18 protein-coding genes are annotated in these 21771 nt (G+C 68.0%); 11 read left to right on the forward strand and 7 right to left on the reverse strand.

The features are described 5' to 3' along the window. On the forward strand, positions 1-364 hold a 364-nt coding region (locus tag FW784_RS14230), incomplete at its 5' end, for a hypothetical protein (RefSeq protein ID WP_205123546.1). Between the two features lie 231 nt (positions 365-595). On the opposite strand, the gene FW784_RS02630 is transcribed toward FW784_RS14230, so the two are convergent. From FW784_RS02630 to map, 7 genes are all read right to left on the reverse strand, one after another. Then, the gene (locus tag FW784_RS02630; protein WP_149351808.1) at positions 596-2260 is read right to left on the reverse strand and encodes a M28 family metallopeptidase; all 1665 of its coding nucleotides are present in this window, start codon (positions 2258-2260) and stop codon (positions 596-598) included. Between the two features lie 668 nt (positions 2261-2928). Continuing rightward, the gene (gene xth, locus FW784_RS02635) at positions 2929-4068 is read right to left on the reverse strand and encodes an exodeoxyribonuclease III (protein ID WP_149351809.1); all 1140 of its coding nucleotides are present in this window, start codon (positions 4066-4068) and stop codon (positions 2929-2931) included. 40 nt (positions 4069-4108) lie between these two features. Beyond that, positions 4109-5242 carry a succinyl-diaminopimelate desuccinylase gene (gene dapE / locus FW784_RS02640; protein ID WP_149351810.1) on the reverse strand — a complete coding sequence of 378 codons (1134 nt, stop codon included), beginning with the start codon at positions 5240-5242 and terminating at the stop codon, positions 4109-4111. A 61-nt stretch (positions 5243-5303) separates the two neighbouring features. After that, positions 5304-5663, reverse strand: coding sequence for a Spx/MgsR family RNA polymerase-binding regulatory protein (locus FW784_RS02645; RefSeq protein ID WP_149351811.1), 360 nt, complete (start codon positions 5661-5663; stop codon positions 5304-5306). 1 nt (position 5664) lies between these two features. After that, on the reverse strand, positions 5665-6564 hold the full coding sequence (dapD, locus tag FW784_RS02650) for a 2,3,4,5-tetrahydropyridine-2,6-dicarboxylate N-succinyltransferase (protein ID WP_425481572.1): 900 nt from the start codon (positions 6562-6564) through the stop codon (positions 5665-5667). Continuing rightward, positions 6561-9221: a [protein-PII] uridylyltransferase gene (gene glnD, locus FW784_RS02655; RefSeq protein WP_235893546.1), complete on the reverse strand. Its 2661-nt coding sequence runs from the start codon at positions 9219-9221 to the stop codon at positions 6561-6563. The genes dapD and glnD overlap by 4 nt, the downstream gene beginning before the upstream one ends. Continuing rightward, positions 9218-9994 (reverse strand): type I methionyl aminopeptidase, encoded by a 777-nt coding sequence (gene map / locus FW784_RS02660; protein ID WP_149351813.1) that lies wholly within the window; start codon positions 9992-9994, stop codon positions 9218-9220. Before map ends, glnD begins: the two co-directional genes overlap by 4 nt. Before the next feature lie 423 nt (positions 9995-10417). Here map and rpsB point away from each other — a divergent pair, with 423 nt between their 5' ends. From rpsB to bamA, 10 genes are all read left to right on the forward strand, one after another. After that, the gene (gene rpsB / locus FW784_RS02665) at positions 10418-11302 is read left to right on the forward strand and encodes a 30S ribosomal protein S2 (protein ID WP_149351814.1); all 885 of its coding nucleotides are present in this window, start codon (positions 10418-10420) and stop codon (positions 11300-11302) included. 131 nt (positions 11303-11433) lie between these two features. Then, positions 11434-12303, forward strand: a complete 870-nt coding sequence (tsf, locus tag FW784_RS02670) for a translation elongation factor Ts (RefSeq protein ID WP_149351815.1) — start codon at positions 11434-11436, stop codon at positions 12301-12303. A 328-nt stretch (positions 12304-12631) separates the two neighbouring features. Then, complete coding sequence (gene pyrH, locus FW784_RS02675; protein ID WP_149351816.1) at positions 12632-13354, forward strand: UMP kinase; 723 nt, start codon at positions 12632-12634, stop codon at positions 13352-13354. Between the two features lie 3 nt (positions 13355-13357). Continuing rightward, positions 13358-14263, forward strand: a complete 906-nt coding sequence (locus FW784_RS02680) for a cation diffusion facilitator family transporter (RefSeq protein ID WP_149351817.1) — start codon at positions 13358-13360, stop codon at positions 14261-14263. A 64-nt stretch (positions 14264-14327) separates the two neighbouring features. Beyond that, positions 14328-14885, forward strand: a complete 558-nt coding sequence (frr, locus tag FW784_RS02685) for a ribosome recycling factor (RefSeq protein ID WP_149351818.1) — start codon at positions 14328-14330, stop codon at positions 14883-14885. A gap of 70 nt (positions 14886-14955) precedes the next feature. Continuing rightward, positions 14956-15717: a polyprenyl diphosphate synthase gene (uppS, locus tag FW784_RS02690; RefSeq protein WP_268890879.1), complete on the forward strand. Its 762-nt coding sequence runs from the start codon at positions 14956-14958 to the stop codon at positions 15715-15717. Further along, positions 15714-16550 carry a phosphatidate cytidylyltransferase gene (locus FW784_RS02695; RefSeq protein ID WP_149351819.1) on the forward strand — a complete coding sequence of 279 codons (837 nt, stop codon included), beginning with the start codon at positions 15714-15716 and terminating at the stop codon, positions 16548-16550. The genes uppS and FW784_RS02695 overlap by 4 nt, the downstream gene beginning before the upstream one ends. Further along, entirely contained in the window at positions 16550-17734 is a 1185-nt protein-coding gene (locus FW784_RS02700; protein ID WP_149351820.1) for a 1-deoxy-D-xylulose-5-phosphate reductoisomerase, read from the forward strand. Before FW784_RS02695 ends, FW784_RS02700 begins: the two co-directional genes overlap by 1 nt. Before the next feature lie 121 nt (positions 17735-17855). Further along, complete coding sequence (rseP, locus tag FW784_RS02705; RefSeq protein WP_149351821.1) at positions 17856-19214, forward strand: RIP metalloprotease RseP; 1359 nt, start codon at positions 17856-17858, stop codon at positions 19212-19214. 84 nt (positions 19215-19298) lie between these two features. Then, the gene (gene bamA, locus FW784_RS02710) at positions 19299-21767 is read left to right on the forward strand and encodes an outer membrane protein assembly factor BamA (RefSeq protein ID WP_149351822.1); all 2469 of its coding nucleotides are present in this window, start codon (positions 19299-19301) and stop codon (positions 21765-21767) included. Positions 21768-21771 lie beyond the last annotated feature (4 nt).

Below are 21771 nucleotides of genomic sequence, written 5' to 3' on the forward strand. Positions count from 1 at the left end.
GATCAACACCCCGCAAGCCGCAGCCGCGGCGGTCAGCACGTACTTCGCGCTGCTCGATGCGGGTCGAACCGCCGAAGCCGACGCCATGTGGGGCGACGCCACGCAGGCGGCGGCGTTCCGCGCCGATCTCGCCGCGCTCGGCAAGTACGCCGGCCGCGTCGATTCGCCCGGCAAACTCGAGGCCGCGGCCGGCTCGATGTACGTCACCGTTGCGGTGCACTTCGTGCCCGCACCGTCCGTCCCCAATCCGCGTCCGCGCATGGGCGAAGTCGTCGTGCGTCGCGTCAACGACGTGCCCGGATCCACGGAGGCGCAGCGCCGCTGGCACATCGAGCGCATCGACGTGGCGATGACACCGAAATAGCGGTGGCCGCAGGACCGCTTCGATACTCGCTGCGGCCCGCGAGCACGAGCTCGGTACTTCCAGCCGGCCGAGCACCGCCAGCAGACCGCCTGGTTCCAGTCGACATCGGGGTCGAAACCCCGACGCGCGAACCGTTGCGCCGGCGCAGGTGCTGCACCCACCGACGCGACGGCGCCCAAAAGAAAACGGGGCCCGAAGGCCCCGTTGCTACATCGATGCTGCCGGAGCCGGTTAGCGACGGTCAGTCGCGCTGGCATCGCGCGCCGCGCGGAACTCCGAATCCTGCGACCAGTTCGGCCACGTGTTCGAGTTCGCGAGGTCCCGCCCGAGCGAGTACAGCATCTGCAGGTCGCGAGCCATTCCCTTGAAGGTCCAGCTCGCCTCCCACTGGTCCGCCGGCTGGTGATAGCGCTCGGCGGTGTACTTCGCCTTCTCCGCTTCGGCCGCCGCGACGCCGCCCTGCACCCAGTCATTACCCGAATCGTACGAGATGGCCGGAACGCCGCGCTTGGCGAACGGGAAGTGATCGGACCGGAAGAAATGGCCCGCTTCCGGATGAGGATCGGCGCTGTACGAAAGGCCGAACGTGTTCGCCTTCGCCGTGAGCTCGTCCAGCAGGTCCACCTTCGCGCTGCCCGACGTGGTGAAGTTCTTCGACGGGCCGTGCGGATCGAGCGCGTCCATGTTGATCACGCCCACCGTCTTCGACAGCGGATACAGCGGCTTCGACGCGTAGTACTCGGAGCCGAGAAGGCCCTTTTCCTCGGCGGTCACCGCGAGGAACACCACCGAACGGTCGGTCCGCGGCGCCTTTGCGAACGCGCGGCCCAGTTCGAGCAGCGAGGCGATGCCGGTCGCGTTGTCGACCGCGCCGTTGTAGATGCGATCGCCCTTCGCGTCGGGCTGGCCGACGCCGAGGTGATCCCAATGCGCGCTGTAGATCACGGTCTCGTCGGGGCGCTTCTTGCCGGCAAGGCGGCCGACCACGTTCCGTGACGTGATCACCCGGCTGTCGACGCCGTATTTCGCCGAGAACGTGGCGTCACGCAATGCGACCGGCTTGAAGCCACGCGTCTGCGCCCGCTTCTTCATGGCATCGAAATCGAGGCCGGAACGCTTGAACAGGTCGACGGCGACATCGCGCTGGATCCATGCTTCCAGCGCCGGATGCGACAGCTTGGGCGCATCGCGCACGACATCGAACATGGTGTTGGTGTTCGAGTTCTTGACCGTCGCCCAGCCATACGACGCCGGGTCGGTCTCGTGCACGATCAGCAGGCCCGCCAGGCCCTGGCGCGCGGCTTCCTCGTACTTGTACGTCCAGCGACCGTAGTACGTCATCGCCTTGCCGCCGAAATCGCCCACGCCCGACTCGAAGTCCGGGTCGTTGATCAGGACGACGCCGACCTTGCCCTTGAGATCCATGCCGGCGAAGTCGTTCCAGTTCCGCTCGGGCGCGTTGATGCCATAGCCGAGGAACACCAGCGGCGCGTTGGCGATCGACACCGAATGATCGCCATTGAGCGCCGCACGCACGGCGATCTGCTCACCCTGCGTCAGCGACTGCGACTTGCCGCCCGCACGCAGAGACACCTGCGGCGTGCCCGTGATCTCCGAACGCAGCAGCGGCACCGGCTGGGTCCACGTGCGATGGCCATGGTCGAGTGCGCCGCCGGGCTGCAGGCCGATGGCCTTCATCTGCGACACGATGTAGTTGACGCTCTTGGTTTCGCCGGCGGTCGCGGGGCCGCGGCCCTCGAACGCGTCCGACGACAACGTGCGCACGATCGACGACAGGCGCTTTGGGCTGATGTCGGGCGACGTGGCGGCATACGCCGGCTGCAGCGCGATGCCGAGCGACGCGGTGAGGACTGAGACAACGAGCAACCTGGACAAGGTGAACCTCTACGGATGGGACAACGGTTCGATCCTAGCAAGCCGCCGTAGAGGGCCATGTGTGCCCGCGGCGCTCGCCTTGCGGCAACCGGAAAGCCTAGTGCAGCGTGCGGCGCGGCGGCGGCAGCGCCTCGCCGGATTCCAGGGGAAGCCCCTGTTGCAGGCGGTCGGCGTCCGATGCCGGGACGGCGGGCGCAGGCGGCGGGACGCGTGCGGGAGGGCTGAGTGAATTCTGTGACATCGCGGTCGAGAGGCTTGGTGGGGTGGCCGGGAAGTGTCTCCCGTCGGGGTCTCACGGAAGGCGACTCGCAGGCCGCAAGCGGCCTTGCGGCGGGTCGCGTTGGCGGCCCCGGCGTGCGAAGCGGGGCCGGTCCCGTGCGTTCGAGCCCGGCAGCAACCCTTGCGTGGCTTGGCTCGGGCGACTCCGGGGCAGGTTCCCTGAACGGACGCATGCGGCGAATTTCCAAGTCTGAACGTCCGTCGTTCTCTTCGCCGGGCAGGCGGGCCGAGGACCGTTTCCATGCCCTCGGGTCGTCGAGCAGCCGCGGTTGGCTTTCGAGGGGCGCGGACCCTCGGGTCGCGGCCTTTGCCCTTGCGCCGGGTGTCCGCACGGTCGCATGCGCCCTCGGGGATTCGGGCCCTCGCATCCTTGCGGGCCGCGCGGTTCTTTAGGCTTTCGCGCCTTTGGTGGGCTTGGTCGCCTTGGTGGCCTTGGTGGCCTTCAAGGCCTTCCGAACCTTGACCGCCTTGGTGGCCAGCTTCGTGCCTCCCTTCGGGGCGTTGGCGCCCGTCGGCGCGGGGGCCACTGTCGCCGAACGCGTACGGGCAGACGCCGTCTTCGCGGGACGCGCCACCGTCTTCGTCACGGACGCTGCACCGGCCTTCCTTGTGGCGGCGCCCTCGGCGCCCGCGCTGGCCGTCTTGCCCGCTCCGCGTCCTTTTGCCACGGAAGCGCGTGCTATGGACGTCGCCGATCGGGCACTCGATTCCGCGCGCGCGCGCCCGACTCGCGTGGCCTTGGCCGTCGTGTCGAGCTCTACCCAGGTCGGCGCGTGGTCGCTAGCGCCCGGCTGGCCGCGCACCCACCGATCCACGCCGGCGTCGCGCAGCAGCGGTGCCAGCGACGGACTCAGCAAGAGGTGATCGATGCGCAGTCCCGCATCGCGATCCCAGTGCTTCCGGAAGTAGTCCCAGAACGTGTAGATGCGCGCATCGCCGTGGACTGCGCGGATCGCGTCTGTCCACCCCTGGCCGAGCAACGCGAACCAGGCTTCGCGGCTCTCCGGTTGCAGCAGCGCATCCTTCCGCCACGAGGCGGGGTTGTAGATATCGAGCTCGTCGGTCGGCACCACGTTGAAGTCGCCGCACAGGATCGTTGGCACGTCATCCTTCAGGAGCTTCGAAGCGTGTGTCCGCAGCCGTGCGAACCACGCGAGCTTGTAATCGAACTTCGGCCCGGGCCACGGATTGCCGTTGGGAAGATAGAGGCAGGCAACGCGCAGGCCCTGCACATCAGCTTCGAGATACCGGCTCTGCGATTCGTCGGGATCGTTCGGCAGGCCGCGCCTCTGTTCTTCCGGCTTCGATCCTCGCGCGAGGATCGCCACGCCGTTCCACGACTTCTGCCCGTGCCACAGCGCGCCGTAGCCGATGCGCTCGAGCTCGGCCTGCGGAAACGCTTCGTCCGGCGCCTTGAGCTCCTGAAGGCACGCGATGTCCGGCTGCTCGCGCTCGAGCCATTCGAGCAGTGCGTCCTGACGGGCGCGAATGCCGTTGATGTTGAACGTCGCGATCTTCAGTCGGGCCATTGGCCGGATGCTAGGCACGCGCCGTGCACGAACGGTGAGGTCAGCCGAGCAGCCCGCGCACCAGTTCGAAGTAGAGATCCGGCAGGCGTTCGAGGTCGGCGATGGCGACGTGCTCGTCCACCTTGTGGATGCTCGCATTCACGGGCCCGACCTCCACGCACTGCGCGCCCAGCGGCGCGATGAAGCGCGCATCCGATGTGCCGCCTCCGGTGCTCTCCTGCGGTACGACGCCGGCGAAGCGCGCCAGAACGTCGCGGCATACGCGACGCAGATCGCCCTCGGGCGTATAGAAGGGCTCTCCGCTGCGATGCCAGTCGATGGTGAAATCGCGGCAGTGGCGCGCGAGCACCGCATTGCACTCGTGCTCGAGACGCGACGCGGTCCAGTGCGGGTTGTAGCGCAGGTTGAACAGCACCTGCAGGTCGGCCGGAATGACGTTGTTCGCCCCTGTGCCCGCAAGGATGTTGCTTATCTGCAGGCTCGTGGGCGGGAACGTTTCATAGCCGTTGTCCCACTTGCGCGCCGAGAGCTCGGCCAGCGCGGGCATGGCCTCGTGCACCGGGTTGCGCGCCTTTTCGGGATACGCGACATGGCCCTGCACGCCGCGCACCGTCAACGTGGCCGACAACGAGCCACGACGCCCGACGCGCAAGAGGTCGCCCAGCACAGTCGTCGACGATGGCTCGCCGGTGATGCACCAGTCGATGCGCTCGCCGCGCGCGCGGAAGGCGTCGGCGACCTTGCGCACGCCGTCCAGCGCGATGCCTTCTTCGTCCGACGTCAGCAGCAGCGCCACGCGCCCGCGATGCGTCGGATGTTCTCGCGCGAACCGCTCGAGCGCGACGACGAATGCCGCGACGCTGCCCTTCATGTCCGCGGCGCCGCGCCCGTACAGCAGGCCATCACGGATGTCCGGCGTGAACGGGTCACTCGTCCAGGCCTCGACCGGACCGGGCGGAACCACGTCGGTATGGCCGAGCAGGACCAGTGTCGGGCCGTCCCCCGTTCCGACGTGCGTGGCCCACAGGTTGTCGACATCGCCAAAGCGCATCGATTCGCAGCCGAAGCCCGCAGCGCCAAGCCGCGCCGCTATGAGCGCCTGGCACCCCGCATCATCGGGTGTGAGCGAGCGCTGTTCGATCAGCGCCCGGGTAAGGTCTACGACGTCGCTCATGGTGATTCCTGTCGATGCGCGCGGTCCGATCCGGCCGCTATCCGCCGCCGCAAACGCGAATTCAGCCGACGCCGAACCGTTTCTTGAAGGCGTTGTCCGTGAAGCCCTGCGTCACCACGCCGTCGTCGGTGACCACCACCGGGCGCCTGATCAGCTGCGGATACTCCCTGAGCAGCAGTTTCCACTCGGCGTCGGACTGCGGCGCCTTTCGCGAGGGCGCCAGGTTCCGCCACGTGGTGGAAGATTTGTTGGTCATGGCGTCCCAGCCACCGAGCGCGTCACGCCACGCGACGAGCGTTTCCGGCGACGCGCGTTCGTCGCGGTAGTCGACGAAATCGTGCGCGACGTCGAACCGCTTGAGCCAGTTGCGAGCCTTCCGGCACGTGTCGCAGTTGGCGAGCCCGTAGAGCGTCGTCGGCATGTCAGTCGGCCAGGCCGCGCAACAGGTCGTTGATCGACGTCTTGCCGCGCGTTTTTTCGTCCACCTGCTTGACGATCACCGCGCAGTACAGCGAATGCGAGCCGTCCTTCGCCGGCAGCTGGCCCGACACGACGACGCTACCGGGGGGCACGTAGCCGTACGTAACCTCACCGGTCGCGCGGTTGTAGATGCGCGTGCTCTGGCCGAGGAACACACCCATGCCGATCACCGAGTGGTGTCCCACGAGCACGCCTTCCACGACTTCCGAGCGCGCACCGATGAAGCAGTGGTCCTCGATGATGGTGGGCGTTGCCTGCAGCGGCTCGAGCACGCCGCCGATGCCGGCGCCGCCCGAGAGGTGGCAGTGCTTGCCGATCTGCGCGCACGAACCGACCGTCGCCCAGGTGTCCACCATCGTGCCTTCGCCGACATAGGCGCCGATGTTGACGAAGCTCGGCATCAGGACGACGTCCTTGCCGATATGGCAGCCCCGGCGCGCGATCGCGCCCGGCACGACACGTGCGCCGAGCTTGCGGAACTGCGATTCGTCGAAATCGCGGAAGCGCGCCGGCACCTTGTCCCAGAACGGGGCGGGGTCGGCTTCGACGATCTCCATGTCCTGCGTGCGGAAATACAGCAGCACGGCTTTCTTCAACCATTCGTTGACCTTCCAGCCGCCCTGCCCGTCGGGTTCGGCGACGCGGTAGCGCCCCGCCTCGATGCCGTCGATCACCAGGTTCACCATGGGTCGCGTCGAGCCCTCGATCTCGTCGACGGTGAGCATGGTGCGGCGCTCCCACGCGCTGTCGACGGTGAACTTGAGTTCGTCGCGCGAGGGGCCGGCGGGCTCTGCCTTGCGGCGCGCGACCTTGCGAGCGGTCTTCTTGGCCGGGGGGCTCATGGGCATTCTCCGTCGAGGCAGGCGAGCATCGCCGCGCGAAGCGCCTGCTGGGTGGTTTCGTCGAGTGGAAGGTCGAGGCCGTCGGCATCGACGCGCGTGATCTGGAAAAGGTCTTCGGCACGTTCGCCGAACGTCGCCACGCGTGCATCGTGCACGCGCATGCGTTGCTCCCGCAGCACCAGCGCGACGTCCGCCAGCAGGCCGGGGCGATCGGTGCAGACCAGGCTCATCATCGTCCGCGGCGGTGATGGCACGTCATCGAAATCCACGCGCGGCGCGATCCGGAAGTGGCGCAGGTGGCGCGGTTGCGCCCGGCGTGCTGGGCGCAGCGCGTCCAGCGGGCCTTCGAGTACACGGGTGAGCCGCTGCGCCACGTCGTGCGCATCGGGCTGCAGTCGTGGATCGGAGGGCACGACCTGGAAGCTGTCGAACACGCGCCCGCCGGGGCCGTCCAGCACGCGCGCCTGTGCGATGGCCAGGCCCAAGCGGTCGAGCGTGATCACGATCGCGGCGAACAGTCCGTCGCGGTCCGGCGAATGCACGAATACCTCGAGCGCACCGGCGTCGGCGAGCGGCCGCGCGGCGACGCAGGTTTCGCGCGCCCCGAGTGCGAGCAGTGCGCGGGCCTGCCATGCCATCTGGTCCGCGTTCGCACGCTGGAAGCCGATGACCGGCATGCGGTCGAGCACGGCTTCGATATCGACGCGCGCGATCCCGTCCGCACTCAGCAACCCGACGGTGGCGGCGCGCGTTTCGTCGCCGCGTTCGCTGGCCATCAGCGGGCTCTCGAGGCCGCGTCGCAGCGCCAGTCGCGTGGCGACATAGAGGTCGGCCAGCAGCCGGTCCTTCCATGCGTTCCACAGCTTCGGCGATGTTCCGGCGATGTCCGCGCACGTCAGCAGGTACAGCAGCTCGAGGCGCTCGCGATCGCCGACCTGTTGCGCGAAACGGTGGATCACCTGCGGGTCCGCGATGTCCTGCTTCTGCGCGGTCACGGACATCAGCAGATGCCGCGCCACCAGCCACTCCACCGTTGCGACGTCATTGGGCGGCAAGCCCATCGCGACGCAGAACTCGCGCGCGTCGACCGCGCCCAGCGCGGAATGGTCGCCGCCGCGGCCTTTGGCGATGTCGTGGAACAGCGCAGCGAGCAGGAGCAGCTCAGGCTTGCGCAGGCGCGGGATCACCTCGTGCGCCACGGAAAAACGTTCGTCGCCACCGCGCTCGAACGCAGCGATGTTCGCGAGCACCGCCAGCGTGTGCTGGTCGACCGTGAACACGTGGAACAGGTCGAACTGCATGCGGCCCGACACGTTCGCAAATGCGGGTATCCAGCGCCCCAGCACGCCCAGCCGCGCAAGGCGCGTCAGGCTATGCACGGGACGCGGACCGCGCAGCAGCGACATGAAATCACTTCGGGCGCGGGCGTCGGCGTCGACATAGGACGGGATCCGCGACAGGCATTCGGCCAGCGCGCGAGCGGTGCGCGAGTGCAGCCCGCGCACGCGATCCGGCTCGCATGCCGCCCACGCATGGAACAGCGCGAACACCTCGCCCACGTCGGCGGGCCAAGCCGGCTCCCGTGCGGCGAGATAGCCGCGACGCAGTTCGAACCGCGCGTCGACCGGCTCGACCGCGCCCTCCCCTTCCAGTTGTTCCTCGAAGCGCTGCAGGAGGCGCTCGCCGATGCGCTGCACGAGCGCGGCGCTGCGGTAGAAGCGCTGCATCATCTGCTCGACAGCGAGTGAGCCCGGCGCGTCGACGTGGCCAAGCCTCGCGGCGAGCGCCTTCTGGTGGTCGAAACGCAGTCGCTCCTCGCGTCGGCCCGCGACGAGGTGCAATCCGAATCGCAGGCGCGCGAGCACGTCGTATTGCCGGTCGAGCGTGGCCTGTTCGTCGGCGCCGAGCTGGCCGAGGCTGATCAGGGAGCCGAAGTCGCCGGTGCGAAGTACGCGCAGCGCCATCCAGCGAAGCGTCTGCAGGTCCCTCAGCCCGCCGGGGCCTTCCTTGAGGTTGGGCTCGAGGTTGTCCGCGGTGTCGCCGAAGCGTGCGTGGCGTTCGCGCAGTTCGTCGCGCTTGGCACGGAAGAAATCAGCCGGCGGCCATACGCGGGATTCGTCGATCGCGTGTTCGAGGCCAGCGACCGCATCGGCGTTCGCGGAGAGCGCGCGAGCCTCCAGCATCGCCGTGAGCACGGTGATGTCCGCGAGCGACGCCGTGGTGGTTTGCGCGAGCGATCGCACGGCGTGGCCGACGGGCAGGCCGGCGTCCCAGAGCAGCGCAACGAACCGCGCGATCGACGGCGCCAACGCTGCCTGCGCCGTCTCCTCGAGCAACACCAGCAGGTCGACGTCGGACTGCGGATACAACTCGCTGCGGCCATAGCCGCCCACAGCAAACAACGCGGGCGCCGCCATCCCGTCGCCCGGAGCCGTCGCGACGGCCCGTTTCCACGCAGCCGTCACCACCTCGTCGACGCCGGCCGACCGGCGCGCGATCAGTGGCCGTACGTCGATGTCCATGCCGCCCGCGTCGAACGCCGAGGCCAGCGAGGTGGCCAGGGTCGCCAGGTGCATCCGCGCCGCGGTCACCCACGCGGCGTCAGGCGTCTCCTCCGCAACCGGCCACGTCGCGGCGTGGGCCGCGGCGTCGCTCATAGGTCGTTGTCGTCGCCCGGAATGCGCGTGAGGATCTCGACGCCGTCGTCGGTCACGGCGACCGTGTGCTCCCACTGCGCCGAGAGCTTGCGATCCTTGGTGACGACGGTCCAGCCGTCCGGCAGCACCTTGGTGTGGCGCGTGCCCTCGTTGATCATCGGCTCGATGGTGAACGTCATGCCCGGCTTGAGCACGAGGCCGTGCCCCGCCTGCCCGTAATGCAGCACCTGCGGGTCTTCGTGGTAGATGCGGCCGATGCCATGGCCGCAGTACTCGCGCACCACGCTGAATCGCTCGGCCTCGGCGTAAGCCTGGATCGCGGCGCCGATGTCACCGAGCGACGCACCCGGGCGCACCTGGCGGATGCCGCGGAACATCGCCTCGCGGGTCACCTCGACCAGGCGCCTGGCCATCACCGACGGGGTCCCGACGTAGTACATGCGGCTGGTGTCGCCGTGCCACCCGTCCTTGATCACGGTGACGTCGATATTGACGATGTCGCCTTCCTTCAGCACCTTGCCGGCGTTCGGGATGCCGTGGCAGATCACGTTGTTGACCGACGTGCAGATGGACTTGGGGAAGCCCTTGTAGCCGACGTTGGCCGGGATCGCGCCCTGCACCTTCACGATGTGGTCGTGGCAGATGCGGTCGAGCTCCTCGGTGGTAGCGCCCGGCTTCACGTGCGGGGCCACGAGCTGCAGCACCTCGGCGGCCAGCCGGCCGGCGATGCGCATCTTCTCGATGTCTTCTGGCGTCTTGATGGAAATCGGCATCCGCACATTATGCCGTGGACGTGCGGTCGCCGGTCCGGCTCGGGCTGCTGGCGCGGCGCTCCGTTGCCGAAGCCCTCGCACGAGCTTCGCGGTTTGGCGATTTCCTGCGACGGCGAAGCTGGCGGGCGCGCCGCTAACCCGTACAGCCGCGGTCGGGACCGCCGCGGGTTGCCCGAAGTGCCTGATCGCGCTACACTTTTCCGGCTTCGCAACCCAATTTGCGAGTCGCCCACGCCGGGCGCAGGTCTCCGCCGAGTGCGGATACCGGGCGAATTCACACCTGTCGCCACCGTCGATGCCGGGGTGCCCCGCAAGGGGTTCGGACATCGGACGCGGCAGGGAGGCCCAACCCCGGAACCCATGCCCGCCAACGTGCGGGTGGCCGCCATTTACGGCCGGTTCCACTGCCTTGGAGTTACTGCAATGCCCCAGATCACCATGCGCCAGATGCTGGAGGCCGGCGTCCATTTCGGCCACCAGACCCGCTACTGGAATCCCAAGATGGGCCCGTACATCTTCGGCGCCCGCGGCAAGATCCACATCATCAACCTCGAGAAGACGGTTCCGCTCTTCAACGACGCGATGAACTTCCTCTCGGGCGTCGCGCAGCGTCGCGGCATCATCCTGTTCCTCGGCACCAAGCGCAGCGCGCGCGAGTCGATCAAGGAAGCGGCCGAGATGTGCGGCATGCCATACATGAACCAGCGTTGGCTCGGCGGCACGCTGACCAACTTCCGCACTGTGAAGCAGTCGGTCCAGCGCCTGAAGGAACTCGAGGCGGCTGAAACCGACGGCACCTTCCAGAAGCTGGTCAAGCACGAAGTGCTCGGCCTGCGTCGCGAGCGCGAGAAGCTGCTGTCGTCGCTCGGCGGCATCAAGGAAATGAACCGCCTGCCCGACGCGCTGTTCGTGATCGACGTCGGCCACGAAGACATCGCGATCAAGGAAGCCAAGAAGCTCGGCATCCCGGTCGTCGCGGTCGTCGACACCAACTACGACCCGGAGCTCGTCGACTACGCGATCCCGGGCAACGATGACGCGATCCGCGCCGTCCAGCTGTACGCGAACGCGGCGGCGGAAGCCGTGCTCGAGGGCAAGGCCGCGCAGCCGCAGGCCGCGTCGGTTCGCGAGGAAGATTTCGCGGGCGCCGAAGGCAGCGCCGAAGGTGCCGAAGACCGCAAGGGTGCGCGTCGCGCGCCGGCGAAGAAAGGCGCGCCGCGCAAGGCCGATGCCCCGGCTGAAGGTGTGACGGCAACCGCAGTCGACGCTCCCGTCGAGGCGTCGGCCGACGCGCCTGCCGCCGAGTAACACGTATTCGCGAGCGGCCACGGCAACCGTGGCCGCTCCCGCATCCGCATCAACGTGACTGCAGCCCGTCCGGGCTCGCGGCGCGCCGTCCCGCCATGCGGGACATCCCCACACGAATCGAGGAAACGTCCATGGCAGAGATCACTGCTTCCCTGGTCAAGGAACTGCGCGAGCGCACCGGCGCCGGCATGATGGAGTGCAAGAAGGCGCTCGTCGAAAACAACGGCGACGTCGAAGCGTCGGCCGACTGGCTGCGCAAGACCGGTCTTGCCAAAGCGGACAAGAAGGCCAGCCGCATTGCTGCCGAGGGCCGCATCGTTGCTGCGCAGGGCGGCAATGTCGCCGTGCTCGTCGAGGTCAACTCCGAGACCGACTTCGTTGCCAAGGACGCGAACTTCCTGACCTTCGTCGACGAAGTCGGACAGGTCGCGCTCGGCGCCACCGACGTCGAGGGCCTCAGGGCCACGAAGCTCGCGTCGGGCGAGACCGTCGAGGAAGCGCGCGCCGCCGTGATCGCGAAGGTCGGCGAGAACCTGCAGGTTCGCCGCATGGCGCGCATCGAAAGCGCCAACACGCTTGCGGCTTACGTGCACGGCGGCCGCATCGGCGTGATCGTGGAACTCAAGGGCGGCAACGTCGAGCTCGCGCGCGGCCTCGCGATGCACATCGCCGCGATGAACCCGCCGTACATCTCGCCGGCGCACGTCCCGGCGGATTTCGTGGCCAGGGAAAAGGAAATCGCGCTGGCGCAAGTGAAGGACACCGGCAAGCCGCAGGAAATCCTCGAGAAGATGATCTCCGGCAAGGTGAGCAAGACGGTGAACGAGCTGTGCCTCACCGGCCAGGCGTACGTTCTCGACACGAACCAGTCCGTCGAGCAGGCGCTCAAGGCTGCCGGCGCGGAAGTCGTCAACTTCGTTCGCCTCGCCGTTGGCGAAGGTATCGAGAAGCAGACCGACGACTTCGCCGCTGAAGTCATGAAGCAGGCGGGTCTGGCCTAAGTCGCCAGTGCGCGCCGGCTCCCCGGAGCCGGCGCTGCGCCTTCCCCGCAGAGCGCGGCAACGCCGCCCTGCCGAGGCCATGCGCTGCGTCTTTGCCTCTGACGGGCGATCGCGTCCAGCGGACATTGCACAATCAACCGGCCCCTTTGCGGGGCCGGTTTGTGTCGCGGCTTCCGAATCGCCCGATCAGCAGTCGCCACTCGCCCGGTACCGCTCGTGACTCGGCGGCGGCTGTCTCGGCGCGCGGATGGTGCGCCGCGTCAGTTCGAGCGGCGTGTCGTCCGGACGAAGCGTTTACACTTCTCCGGTCGCTCACAACGAGGCTCCAATGTCCGATCTCGCCTACCGCCGCATCCTCCTGAAGCTGTCGGGGGAGGCCCTGATGGGCGACGAGGACTACGGCATCGATCCCAAGGTGATCAGCCGCCTGGCGCACGAGGTGATCGGCGCACAGCAGGCCGGTGCCGAGGTCGCGCTGGTGATCGGGGGCGGCAACATCTTCCGCGGCGCGGGCCTCGCGGCCGCGGGCATGGACCGCGTGACGGGCGACCACATGGGCATGCTTGCCACCATCATCAACGCGCTGGCGATGCAGGACGCGCTGGAGAAGCTCGGCGCCAGCTGCCGTGTGCTCAGCGCGATCAGGATCAACCAGGTTTGCGAGGACTACATCCGTCGCCGCGCCGTGCGCCACCTCGAGAAGGGCCGGATCGTGATCTGCGCGGCAGGCACGGGCAATCCGTTCTTCACCACCGACTCGGGCGCCGCGCTGCGCGCCATCGAGATCGGCGCCGACCTGCTGCTCAAGGCGACCAAGGTCGACGGCGTGTACGACAGGGACCCCAAGAAGCACCCCGACGCGACGCGCTTCGATTCGCTGTCCTATGACGACGTGCTCAGCCGCGACCTGCAGGTGATGGACACCGCCGCCTTCGCCCTCTGCCGCGACGCGTCCCTGCCGATCCGCATCTTCGACATGAGCCAGCCGGGCCAGCTGCACCGCATCCTCCGGGGCGAAGCGATCGGCACCCTCGTCAGCAGCGCCGCCTGACCCGTGGGCGGCAACCACGCGCATCACGCGCACGCGCATCCCGCGCGGGCCTTCGCCGTCGCCACGCTCCTCAACCTCGCCTATACGGTGATCGAGGCCTGGTTCGGCTTCTCGACCAACTCGCTCGCGCTGCTGTCCGACGCGCTGCACAACCTCGGCGACGTCGCCGGACTCGCGCTGGCATGGGCGGCGGCAACGCTCGCCCGGCGCGCGCCCACGTCGCGGCATACCTACGGCTGGCGCCGGGCGACACTCCTGTCGCCGCTCGCGAACGCGCTGCTGCTGGTCGGGTTTGCGGGAGCGCTGGTCTGGGAAGCGCTGCAGCGTCTTCATTCGCCGCCGTCCGTGCCCGCGTTGCCGATCACGATCGTCGCGGCGATCGGTATCGCCGTGAACCTGGCGGCCGCATGGATGATGCATGCCGGTCGCGAACACGACCTCAATCGCCGCGCCGCGTTCGTGCATCTCATCGCCGACGCCGCGGTGTCCCTGGCCGCCGTACTGGCGGGCCTCGGGATGTGGGCTTTCGGCTGGGAATGGCTCGACCCCGCGACCGCCCTGCTGGTGAGCGCGGTGGTGACGGTGAGCGCATTCGGCCTGCTGCGCGAGAGCTTCAACGCGGCTATGGACGCGGTGCCCGAGGGCATCGACCGCGCCGAAGTCGAGACATTCCTGCTCGCGCAGGAAGGCGTCACGGCCGTGCACCACCTGCACATCTGGCCGCTGGGCGCCGGCGAGATCGCGATGACCGCGCACCTCGTCCGTCCCGCTGCAGCGGGTCATGACACGTTCCTGGACCGTGTAAGCCACGAGCTCGACCACCGCTTCGGCATCAACCATCCGACGCTGCAGGTCGAGCACGGCAACAGCTGCGACCACGACCTGCACGATCGCGCACCGCATCACTGAACGGCCGCAGCGGCGCCCTGCCCTATAATCCGCGGCCAACCGACGAACCGACACGGAGCCTGCGATGCTCAACGAGATCAAGAACGACACCAAGGCGCGCATGGCTAAGAGCGTCGAAGCGTTCCGCCACGACCTCGTCAAGATCCGCACCGGTCGCGCCACGACCAGCATCGTCGACCACATCAAGGTCAACTATTACGGCTCCGAAGTGCCGCTCTCGCAGGTCGCCAGCGTGGCGGTGAGCGATGCGCGTTCGCTGACCATCTCACCCTGGGAAAAGCCCATGGTGAGCGCGGTCGAAAAGGCGATCCTGGCTTCGGACCTCGGCCTGACGCCCAACACCGCGGGCATGGTGATCCGCCTGAACCTGCCGCCGCTCACCGAGGAGCGCCGCCGCGATCTCGCGAAGGTCGTGCATGCGGGCGGCGAGGACGCGAAGGTCGCGATCCGCAACATCCGCCGCGACGGCAACCACCAGGTGAAGGAGCTTCTCAAGGAGAAGCAGATCACCGAGGACGAAGCCACGCGCGCCGAAGCCGACATCCAGAAGCTCACCGACGACGCCATCAAGAACGTGGACGAAGTCGTGCGTGCCAAGGAACAGGACCTGATGGCGGTCTGAGGATCGACATGCGGGCATTGTTCCTTCGACTCGAACTCGCGGGTCCGCGCACCGCCTTGGGCAGGCCGACGTGACCGATACCGACTCCAAGAGCCCGACGCGCGTCCCACGCCATGTCGCCATCATCATGGATGGCAACGGCCGCTGGGCGCAGAAGCGCCGCCGTCCGCGCCTTATCGGCCATCGCGCGGGCGCGCGCGCCGTCAACATCTGCATCGACTTCTGCCTCGACCGCGGCGTGCGCGCGCTGACCTTGTTCGCGTTCTCGAGCGAGAACTGGGACCGGCCGCAGGACGAGGTCGGCGGCCTGATGAAACTTTTCACCGGTGCGCTGGAACGCGAGGTCGACGAACTCGATCGTCGCGGCGTGCGTGTCCGTTTCATCGGGGATCGCTCCCGCTTCGGCGAGGGCATCCGCGACCGCATGGCACAGGCGGAAGCGCGGACGCTGCAGAACGATCGCCTTGACCTCGCGATCGCGGTCAGCTACGGCGGTCGCTGGGACATTGCGCAGGCCGCGCGTTCACTGGCGGCCGACGTCGCCGCCGGCCGCATCGGGCCGGACGCCATCGACGAGCGCGCGATCGCCGCGCGCCTCGCGCTCGCCGACCTGCCGGAGCCGGACCTGTTCATCCGCACCGGCGGCGAGCTGCGCATCAGCAACTTCCTGCTCTGGCAGCTTGCGTACACGGAACTGTGGTTCACCGATTTGTTGTGGCCCGACGTGGATGCGGCGACACTGCAGACTGCGCTGGACGACTTCGCGCGCCGTGAACGCCGCTTCGGCCTGACCGGGGCCCAGGTCGGCGGCAACGACGAGACAGCTGAATGACCCGTACCCGCGTTGCCGCTGCCCTGGTGATGGCCCCCGTCGCGATCGCAGCGATCCTGCTGCTCGATACGCCGTGGATGATGGTCGCGGCCGCCGCTGTGTTCCTCGCCGGCTTGTGGGAGTGGTTCGACCTCGCCGAAGTCGAGGATTCGCTGGCGAAGTGGGTTCTGCTCATCGCGAACCTCGGATTGATGGTAGCCATCGTGTGGGCATCGCGTTCGCGCGAAGGCGGCACGCTCGTCCTGTACGAAGTGGGCGCGATCGTGGGCATTGTCTGGTGGGCGCTCGCATTGCTGTGGCTGGGGCGCTACGAATTCGGCAGCAATCACGAGTCTTGGGCGCGCGCGATCAAGCTTGCAGCCGGAACGCTCGCCGTCGTGCCTGCATGGTGCGCGCTGACGTGGATGCACGCCGACGGTCCGAACGGGCACAAATGGTTGTTGACGTCGCTCGCCGCGATCTGGGCCGCCGATACGGGCGCCTATTTCTGTGGCCGTCGATTCGGCCGGCACAAACTCGCGCCGCGGGTCAGTCCGAACAAGACGTGGGAAGGCCTGGTCGGTGGCGTGGTGGTAGGCACGCTGGTCGCGCTCGGCTTCTCGCTGTTCGCGCACGTGGACCCGCGCGACCTGCCGAAGGTGGCGCTGGTCGCCGCGGCGTCGATCCTCGTGTCGGTGATCGGCGACCTCTTTGAAAGCCTGCTCAAGCGGCACGCCGGCAAGAAGGACTCGGGCACGCTGATTCCCGGCCACGGAGGCGCGCTCGACCGCATCGACGCCGTGCTCGCCGCCCTGCCCGTCTTCGCGCTCGGCAAGGCTCTGCTGGGGCTGTGATGCGCCGCGTAGCCGTCGTCGGCGCAACCGGGTCGATCGGCGCCTCCGCACTCGACGTGATCGCGCGCAATCCGGGCCGGCTGGCTGCCAGCGTGCTGGTCGCCGGACGCAACGTCGACGCGCTGGTCGCCCTGTGCGCCACGCATCGTCCGGAACACGCGGTCATCGCCGACCCGTCCTTGCTTGGCGCGTTGCGCGACGGGCTGCAGGCCAACCGCCTTTCGACGCAGGCGCACGCCGGCATGGCGGCGATCGACGCGCTCGTCGCGAGCGACGCCTGCGACACGGTGGTCGCCGCGATCGTCGGCGCCGCGGGGCTGGATTCGACCCTTGCGGCCGCGCGCGCGGGAAAGCGCATCGCACTCGCCAACAAGGAATCGCTCGTACTCGCCGGGGCGCTGGTCATGGAAGCCGCACGCGAATCGGGCGCCGCGATCGTGCCGGTCGACAGCGAGCACAACGCGATCTTCCAATGCCTGCCCGCACGGGACGGGCTTGCCGCCCGCGACACGCGGGGCCTGCGTCGAATCGTGCTGACCGCCTCTGGCGGACCGTTCCGCGGCCGCTCACGCGCCTCGCTCGCCGACGTCACGCCTGAACAGGCGATCGCGCATCCGCGCTGGTCGATGGGCCCGAAGATATCGGTGGACTCGGCGACACTGATGAACAAGGGCCTCGAAGTGATCGAGGCGCATCACCTGTTCGGCGTTGCGCCCGCCGCGATCGACGTGCTCGTGCATCCGCAGAGCCTCGTGCATTCGCTGGTCGAGTTCGTCGACGGCTCCACGCTCGCGCAGCTGGGCTTGCCGGACATGCGCACCGCGCTCGCTGTGGGGCTCGGTTGGCCGGAGCGGTTGGAATCAGGCGTCGGCGGCCTCGACCTGGTTGCACAGGGCGGGCGCCTGGACTTCGAAGCACCCGATCTCGACGCGTTCCCGTGCCTTCGACTCGCGTTCGAGGCACTCGCCGCCGGCGGCGCCGCACCGGCCGTCCTCAACGCCGCCAACGAGGTCGCCGTCGAGGCATTCCTGGCCCGGAGGATCGGGTTCCTCGATATCGCCGGCGTCGTCGCCGATTCGCTCGAAGCGCTCGGCGCGCAAGCCGCGGTGGACCTGCCGTCGCTCCTGGACGCCGACCGGCTGGCCCGCGAACACGCCATCCGCCGGGTCGAGGCGCTGGCGTGAGTACTGGCCGGGCGTTCATCGATGCGGGCCCGCGATCGGCGACCATGCACGCGGCAGTGAACCTTCCGCTCGGCCGGGGGTCTGCATCAGCGGCCGCGCATGCGAGCCGCGGGAGCGCGTGTTGAAAGAGTTGTTCGGTTCGATCTGGTGGCTGGCAGTCAGCCTCGGCATCCTCGTGACGTTTCACGAGTTCGGGCACTACTGGGTGGCGCGGCGCCTCGGCGTTCGCGTGTTGAGGTTCTCCATCGGGTTCGGCCGCACGGTGTGGTCACGCACCGGCCGCGACGGCACCGAGTACGTGCTGGCGGCGCTCCCGCTCGGCGGCTACGTCAAGATGCTCGACGAGCGCGAGGGCGAAGTCGCGCCGTCGGACCTCCACCGTGCTTTCAATCGCAAGCCGGTCTGGCAGCGCATGGCAGTGGTGGTCGCAGGCCCCGTCGCCAACCTGATCCTGTGCGTGGCGATGCTCTGGGGCATGTTCGTCATCGGGCGCCCGGACTTCGTTCCCGCGCTCGGCCATGTCGAAGGCATCGCCGCCAGCGCCGGGCTCAGGGCGGGCGACACCGTGCTCGCCGTCGATTCGCAGCCCACGCCTACGTGGAGCGAGGCCGAACTCGCGCTGATTCCCGCCGCGCTCGATCGACGGGACATCGACGTCCGTGTTCGAACGACCGCCGGCGATGACGCGACCCGGCGGCTCCGGCTGTCGCAATTGCCGGCGCATATCGACGAGCTGCGCGCCGTCGAGGCGATGGGCATCGCCGCCAGGCACCAGGTCGTTCCCGCGCGAATCGGCGCACTTCGCCCCGATCTTCCGGCGGCTCGCGTGCTCAAGGCAGGTGACGTAGTGACCGCCGTCGACGGCCGCCCCGTGCACAGCTGGGAGGACATTCCACCGCTGGTGGACGCACTCGGCCGGTCCGGCACCGCCGGAATGGTCGAGGTGCAGCGCGGCCCCGAACGCCTTGCATTCCCGCTGGTGCCCGTACGCCAGCGCGTCGCGGGCGGCGAGCGCTGGGTGCTCGGCGCCACGTCGGCCCCCGCCGCCGAGCCAGCGCCCGACGCAATCCTGCGTTACGGCCCCATCGAAGCGCTGCCGGCCGCCGTGCGCGAGACCGCCCACCAGGCGCACGAATTGGTGGCCATGCTCGGTCGCGCTTTCGCGGGCCGGGTGGACGTCCGGAACACCGTCGCCGGCCCGATTACGATCGCCCGGGCCGCGAACGCGTATGCTTCGCACGGGGCCGCGTGGTACCTGTCGATGCTCGCGATGCTCTCGCTGAGCCTGGCCATCCTTAACCTGCTCCCCATCCCGATATTGGATGGCGGTCACCTGCTGTATTACCTTATCGAGCTGATCAAGGGCCGCCCGCTTAGCGAACGCGCCATGGCCGCCGGCCAGTTCGTCGGCCTGGCGATCATCGTTGGCCTCATGGGGCTGGCGTTCTACAACGACATTGTGAACAACCTGGTGCGCTGACGGCGGCTCCGGCCGGTCGGCTCCATCGCACCGCCAATCGCCTGCGGCACTCCCCCGACGGATTGGATCCAACCGGACCTGATGATGACGCGACCCCTGCCCCGCCGCCTGCTCGCCCTCGCCCTTGCGTCCGCATTTGCGGCGGCCCCGGTGACCTCCGCCCTGGCCGAAGTCTTTTCCCCCTTCACCGTCACGGACATCCGTGTCGACGGCCTGCAGCGCATCGCCGCGGGTACGGTCTTCACGTACCTGCCGATCGAGCGCGGCGACACCGTCGACTCCGCCAAGGTCGCCGACGCGATCCGCGCGCTCTACAAGACCGGCTTCTTCGAAGACGTACGCGTCGAGAAGCAGGGCGACATCCTCGTCGTCCAGGTGACCGAGCGTCCGGCGATCAACAAGCTGACGATCTCGGGCAACAAGGACATCAAGACCGAGGACCTGACAAAGGGCCTCACCGAGATCGGCCTGTCCGAGGGCGGCACGTTCGACCGCCTCGCACTTGATCGCGTGACGCAGGAGCTGACGCGCCAGTACAACAACCGCGGCAAGTACAACGTCGAGATCACGCCGACGGTGACGCGCCTCGACCGCAACCGCGTCGACGTCGCCATCGCGGTGAAGGAAGGCGCGGCCGCGCGCATTCGCCACATCAACCTGGTCGGCAACGAGAAGTTCCCCGAACAGGACCTTCGCGACTCGTGGGAATCGCGCGAGACCAACTGGAAGAGCTTCTACAAGCGCGATGACCAGTACTCGCGCGAGAAGCTCTCGGGCGACCTGGAGAAGCTCAACTCGTACTACCTCGACCGTGGCTACATCGACTTCACCGTCGACAACACGCAGGTCGAGATCAGCCCGAACCGCCAGGACATGTTCATCACTGCGGGCCTGACGGAGGGCGAGCAGTACAAGGTCTCGAAGGTCGACGTCACCGGCGACACGATCCTCCCGAAGGCGGAGATCGAAAAGCGCGTTCTGGTGAAGCCCGGCCAGGTCTTCTCGCGGCGCCTGCTGGAAATCACCACCGATTCCATCAGCGCGATGCTGGGCAACGTCGGCTATGCGTTCGCGCACGTGAACGCCACGCCGGACGTCGACCGCGAAAACAAGACGGTCGGCCTCAACCTGCAGGTCGTGCCGGGTCCACGCGTCAACGTGCGCCGCATCATCTTCAAGGGCAACACGCGCACGTCGGACGAGGTGCTGCGTCGCGAGATGCGCCAGTTCGAAGGCAGTTGGTATTCCCAGGCAGCGCTCGACCGTTCGAAGATCCGCCTGCAGGGTCTGGGCTACTTCGAGTCCGTCGACGTGGACAGCCAGCCCGTGGCCGGCACGCCTGACCAGGTGGACGTCGTGGTCACGGTCAAGGAGACGACGTCAGGCTCGTTCGTGTTCGGGCTCGGCTATTCGCAGCTCAGCGGCCTGACCACACAGATCCAGGTGTCGCAGAACAACTTCCTCGGCACGGGCAACCGCGTTTCGGTGCAGGCCAACCGCAACTCGTTCCTCAAGCGCTACGACTTTTCGTTCGTCAATCCGTACTTCACCGACAGCGGCGTGTCGCTCGGCTACAACCTCTGGTGGCGCGAGTTCGACAACTCCAACTACAACACCGCGCAGTTCAACTCGACGAGCGGCGCGGCGCAGATGGTGCTCGGGATTCCGATCACGGAAACCGACACGATCAGCGCGATGTTCGGCATCGACTCGAACGAGATCTTCGCCAGCCGCGGCAGCGCGCCGGATCCGCTCGTCGATTACATCGACGCGGTCGGAAACCGCACGTTCCACACCCTTCGCGGGCAGGTCGGCTGGTCGCGCAACACGCTCGACAATTTCCTGACGCCCAACACCGGCATGCTCCAGCGCTTCAGCGCCGAAGTGGCGCTGCCGGGCTCGACCGTCGAGTACTTCAAGCTCAATTACGAGATTTCGAAGTTCTGGCGCATCAACCGGCACCTCGTGCTGAACACGCGCGCGGAAATCGGCTATGGCGACAGCTACGGCAAGGATTTCACCCGGAACGTCTGCTACACGGCGGGAACCTTCCAGGACACCGACAACAACCCGACGACTCCGAACGTGTACGTTCCGGGTCCGGCGCCCACCGAGCCTTGCCTGCCGAGCTCGCCGGACTACGCGAAGACGATCACCGCAACCGGCCTTCCGTTCTTCGAAAATTTCTACGCCGGCGGCGTTCGTTCGGTGCGTGGTTTCTCGGACAACACGCTCGGTCCTCGCGCGACGGCCACGGGCTCGACCTTCCTGCAGCCCATCGGTGGCGCGGTCAAGACCGTCGGTTCGGTCGAGATGTTCTTCCCGTCGCTGATCAACAGCCCGGGCGCCCGCGTGTCGGCGTTCCTGGACGTGGGCAACGTGTTCGCGAGCCGCGGCGCGTTCGATGCGGGCCAGCTGCGCGCCTCCACGGGCGTTGCGCTGCTCTGGCGCTCGCCGATGGGGCCGATCTCGATCAGCTACGCGTTCCCGTTCCGCAAGGAGCCGACCGACAAGCTCGAGCGCCTGCAGTTCACGTTCGGCGGCGTGTTCTGATCGC

This window comes from Cognatilysobacter lacus, from assembly GCF_008274655.1.
GTDB lineage: Bacteria > Pseudomonadota > Gammaproteobacteria > Xanthomonadales > Xanthomonadaceae > Cognatilysobacter > Cognatilysobacter lacus.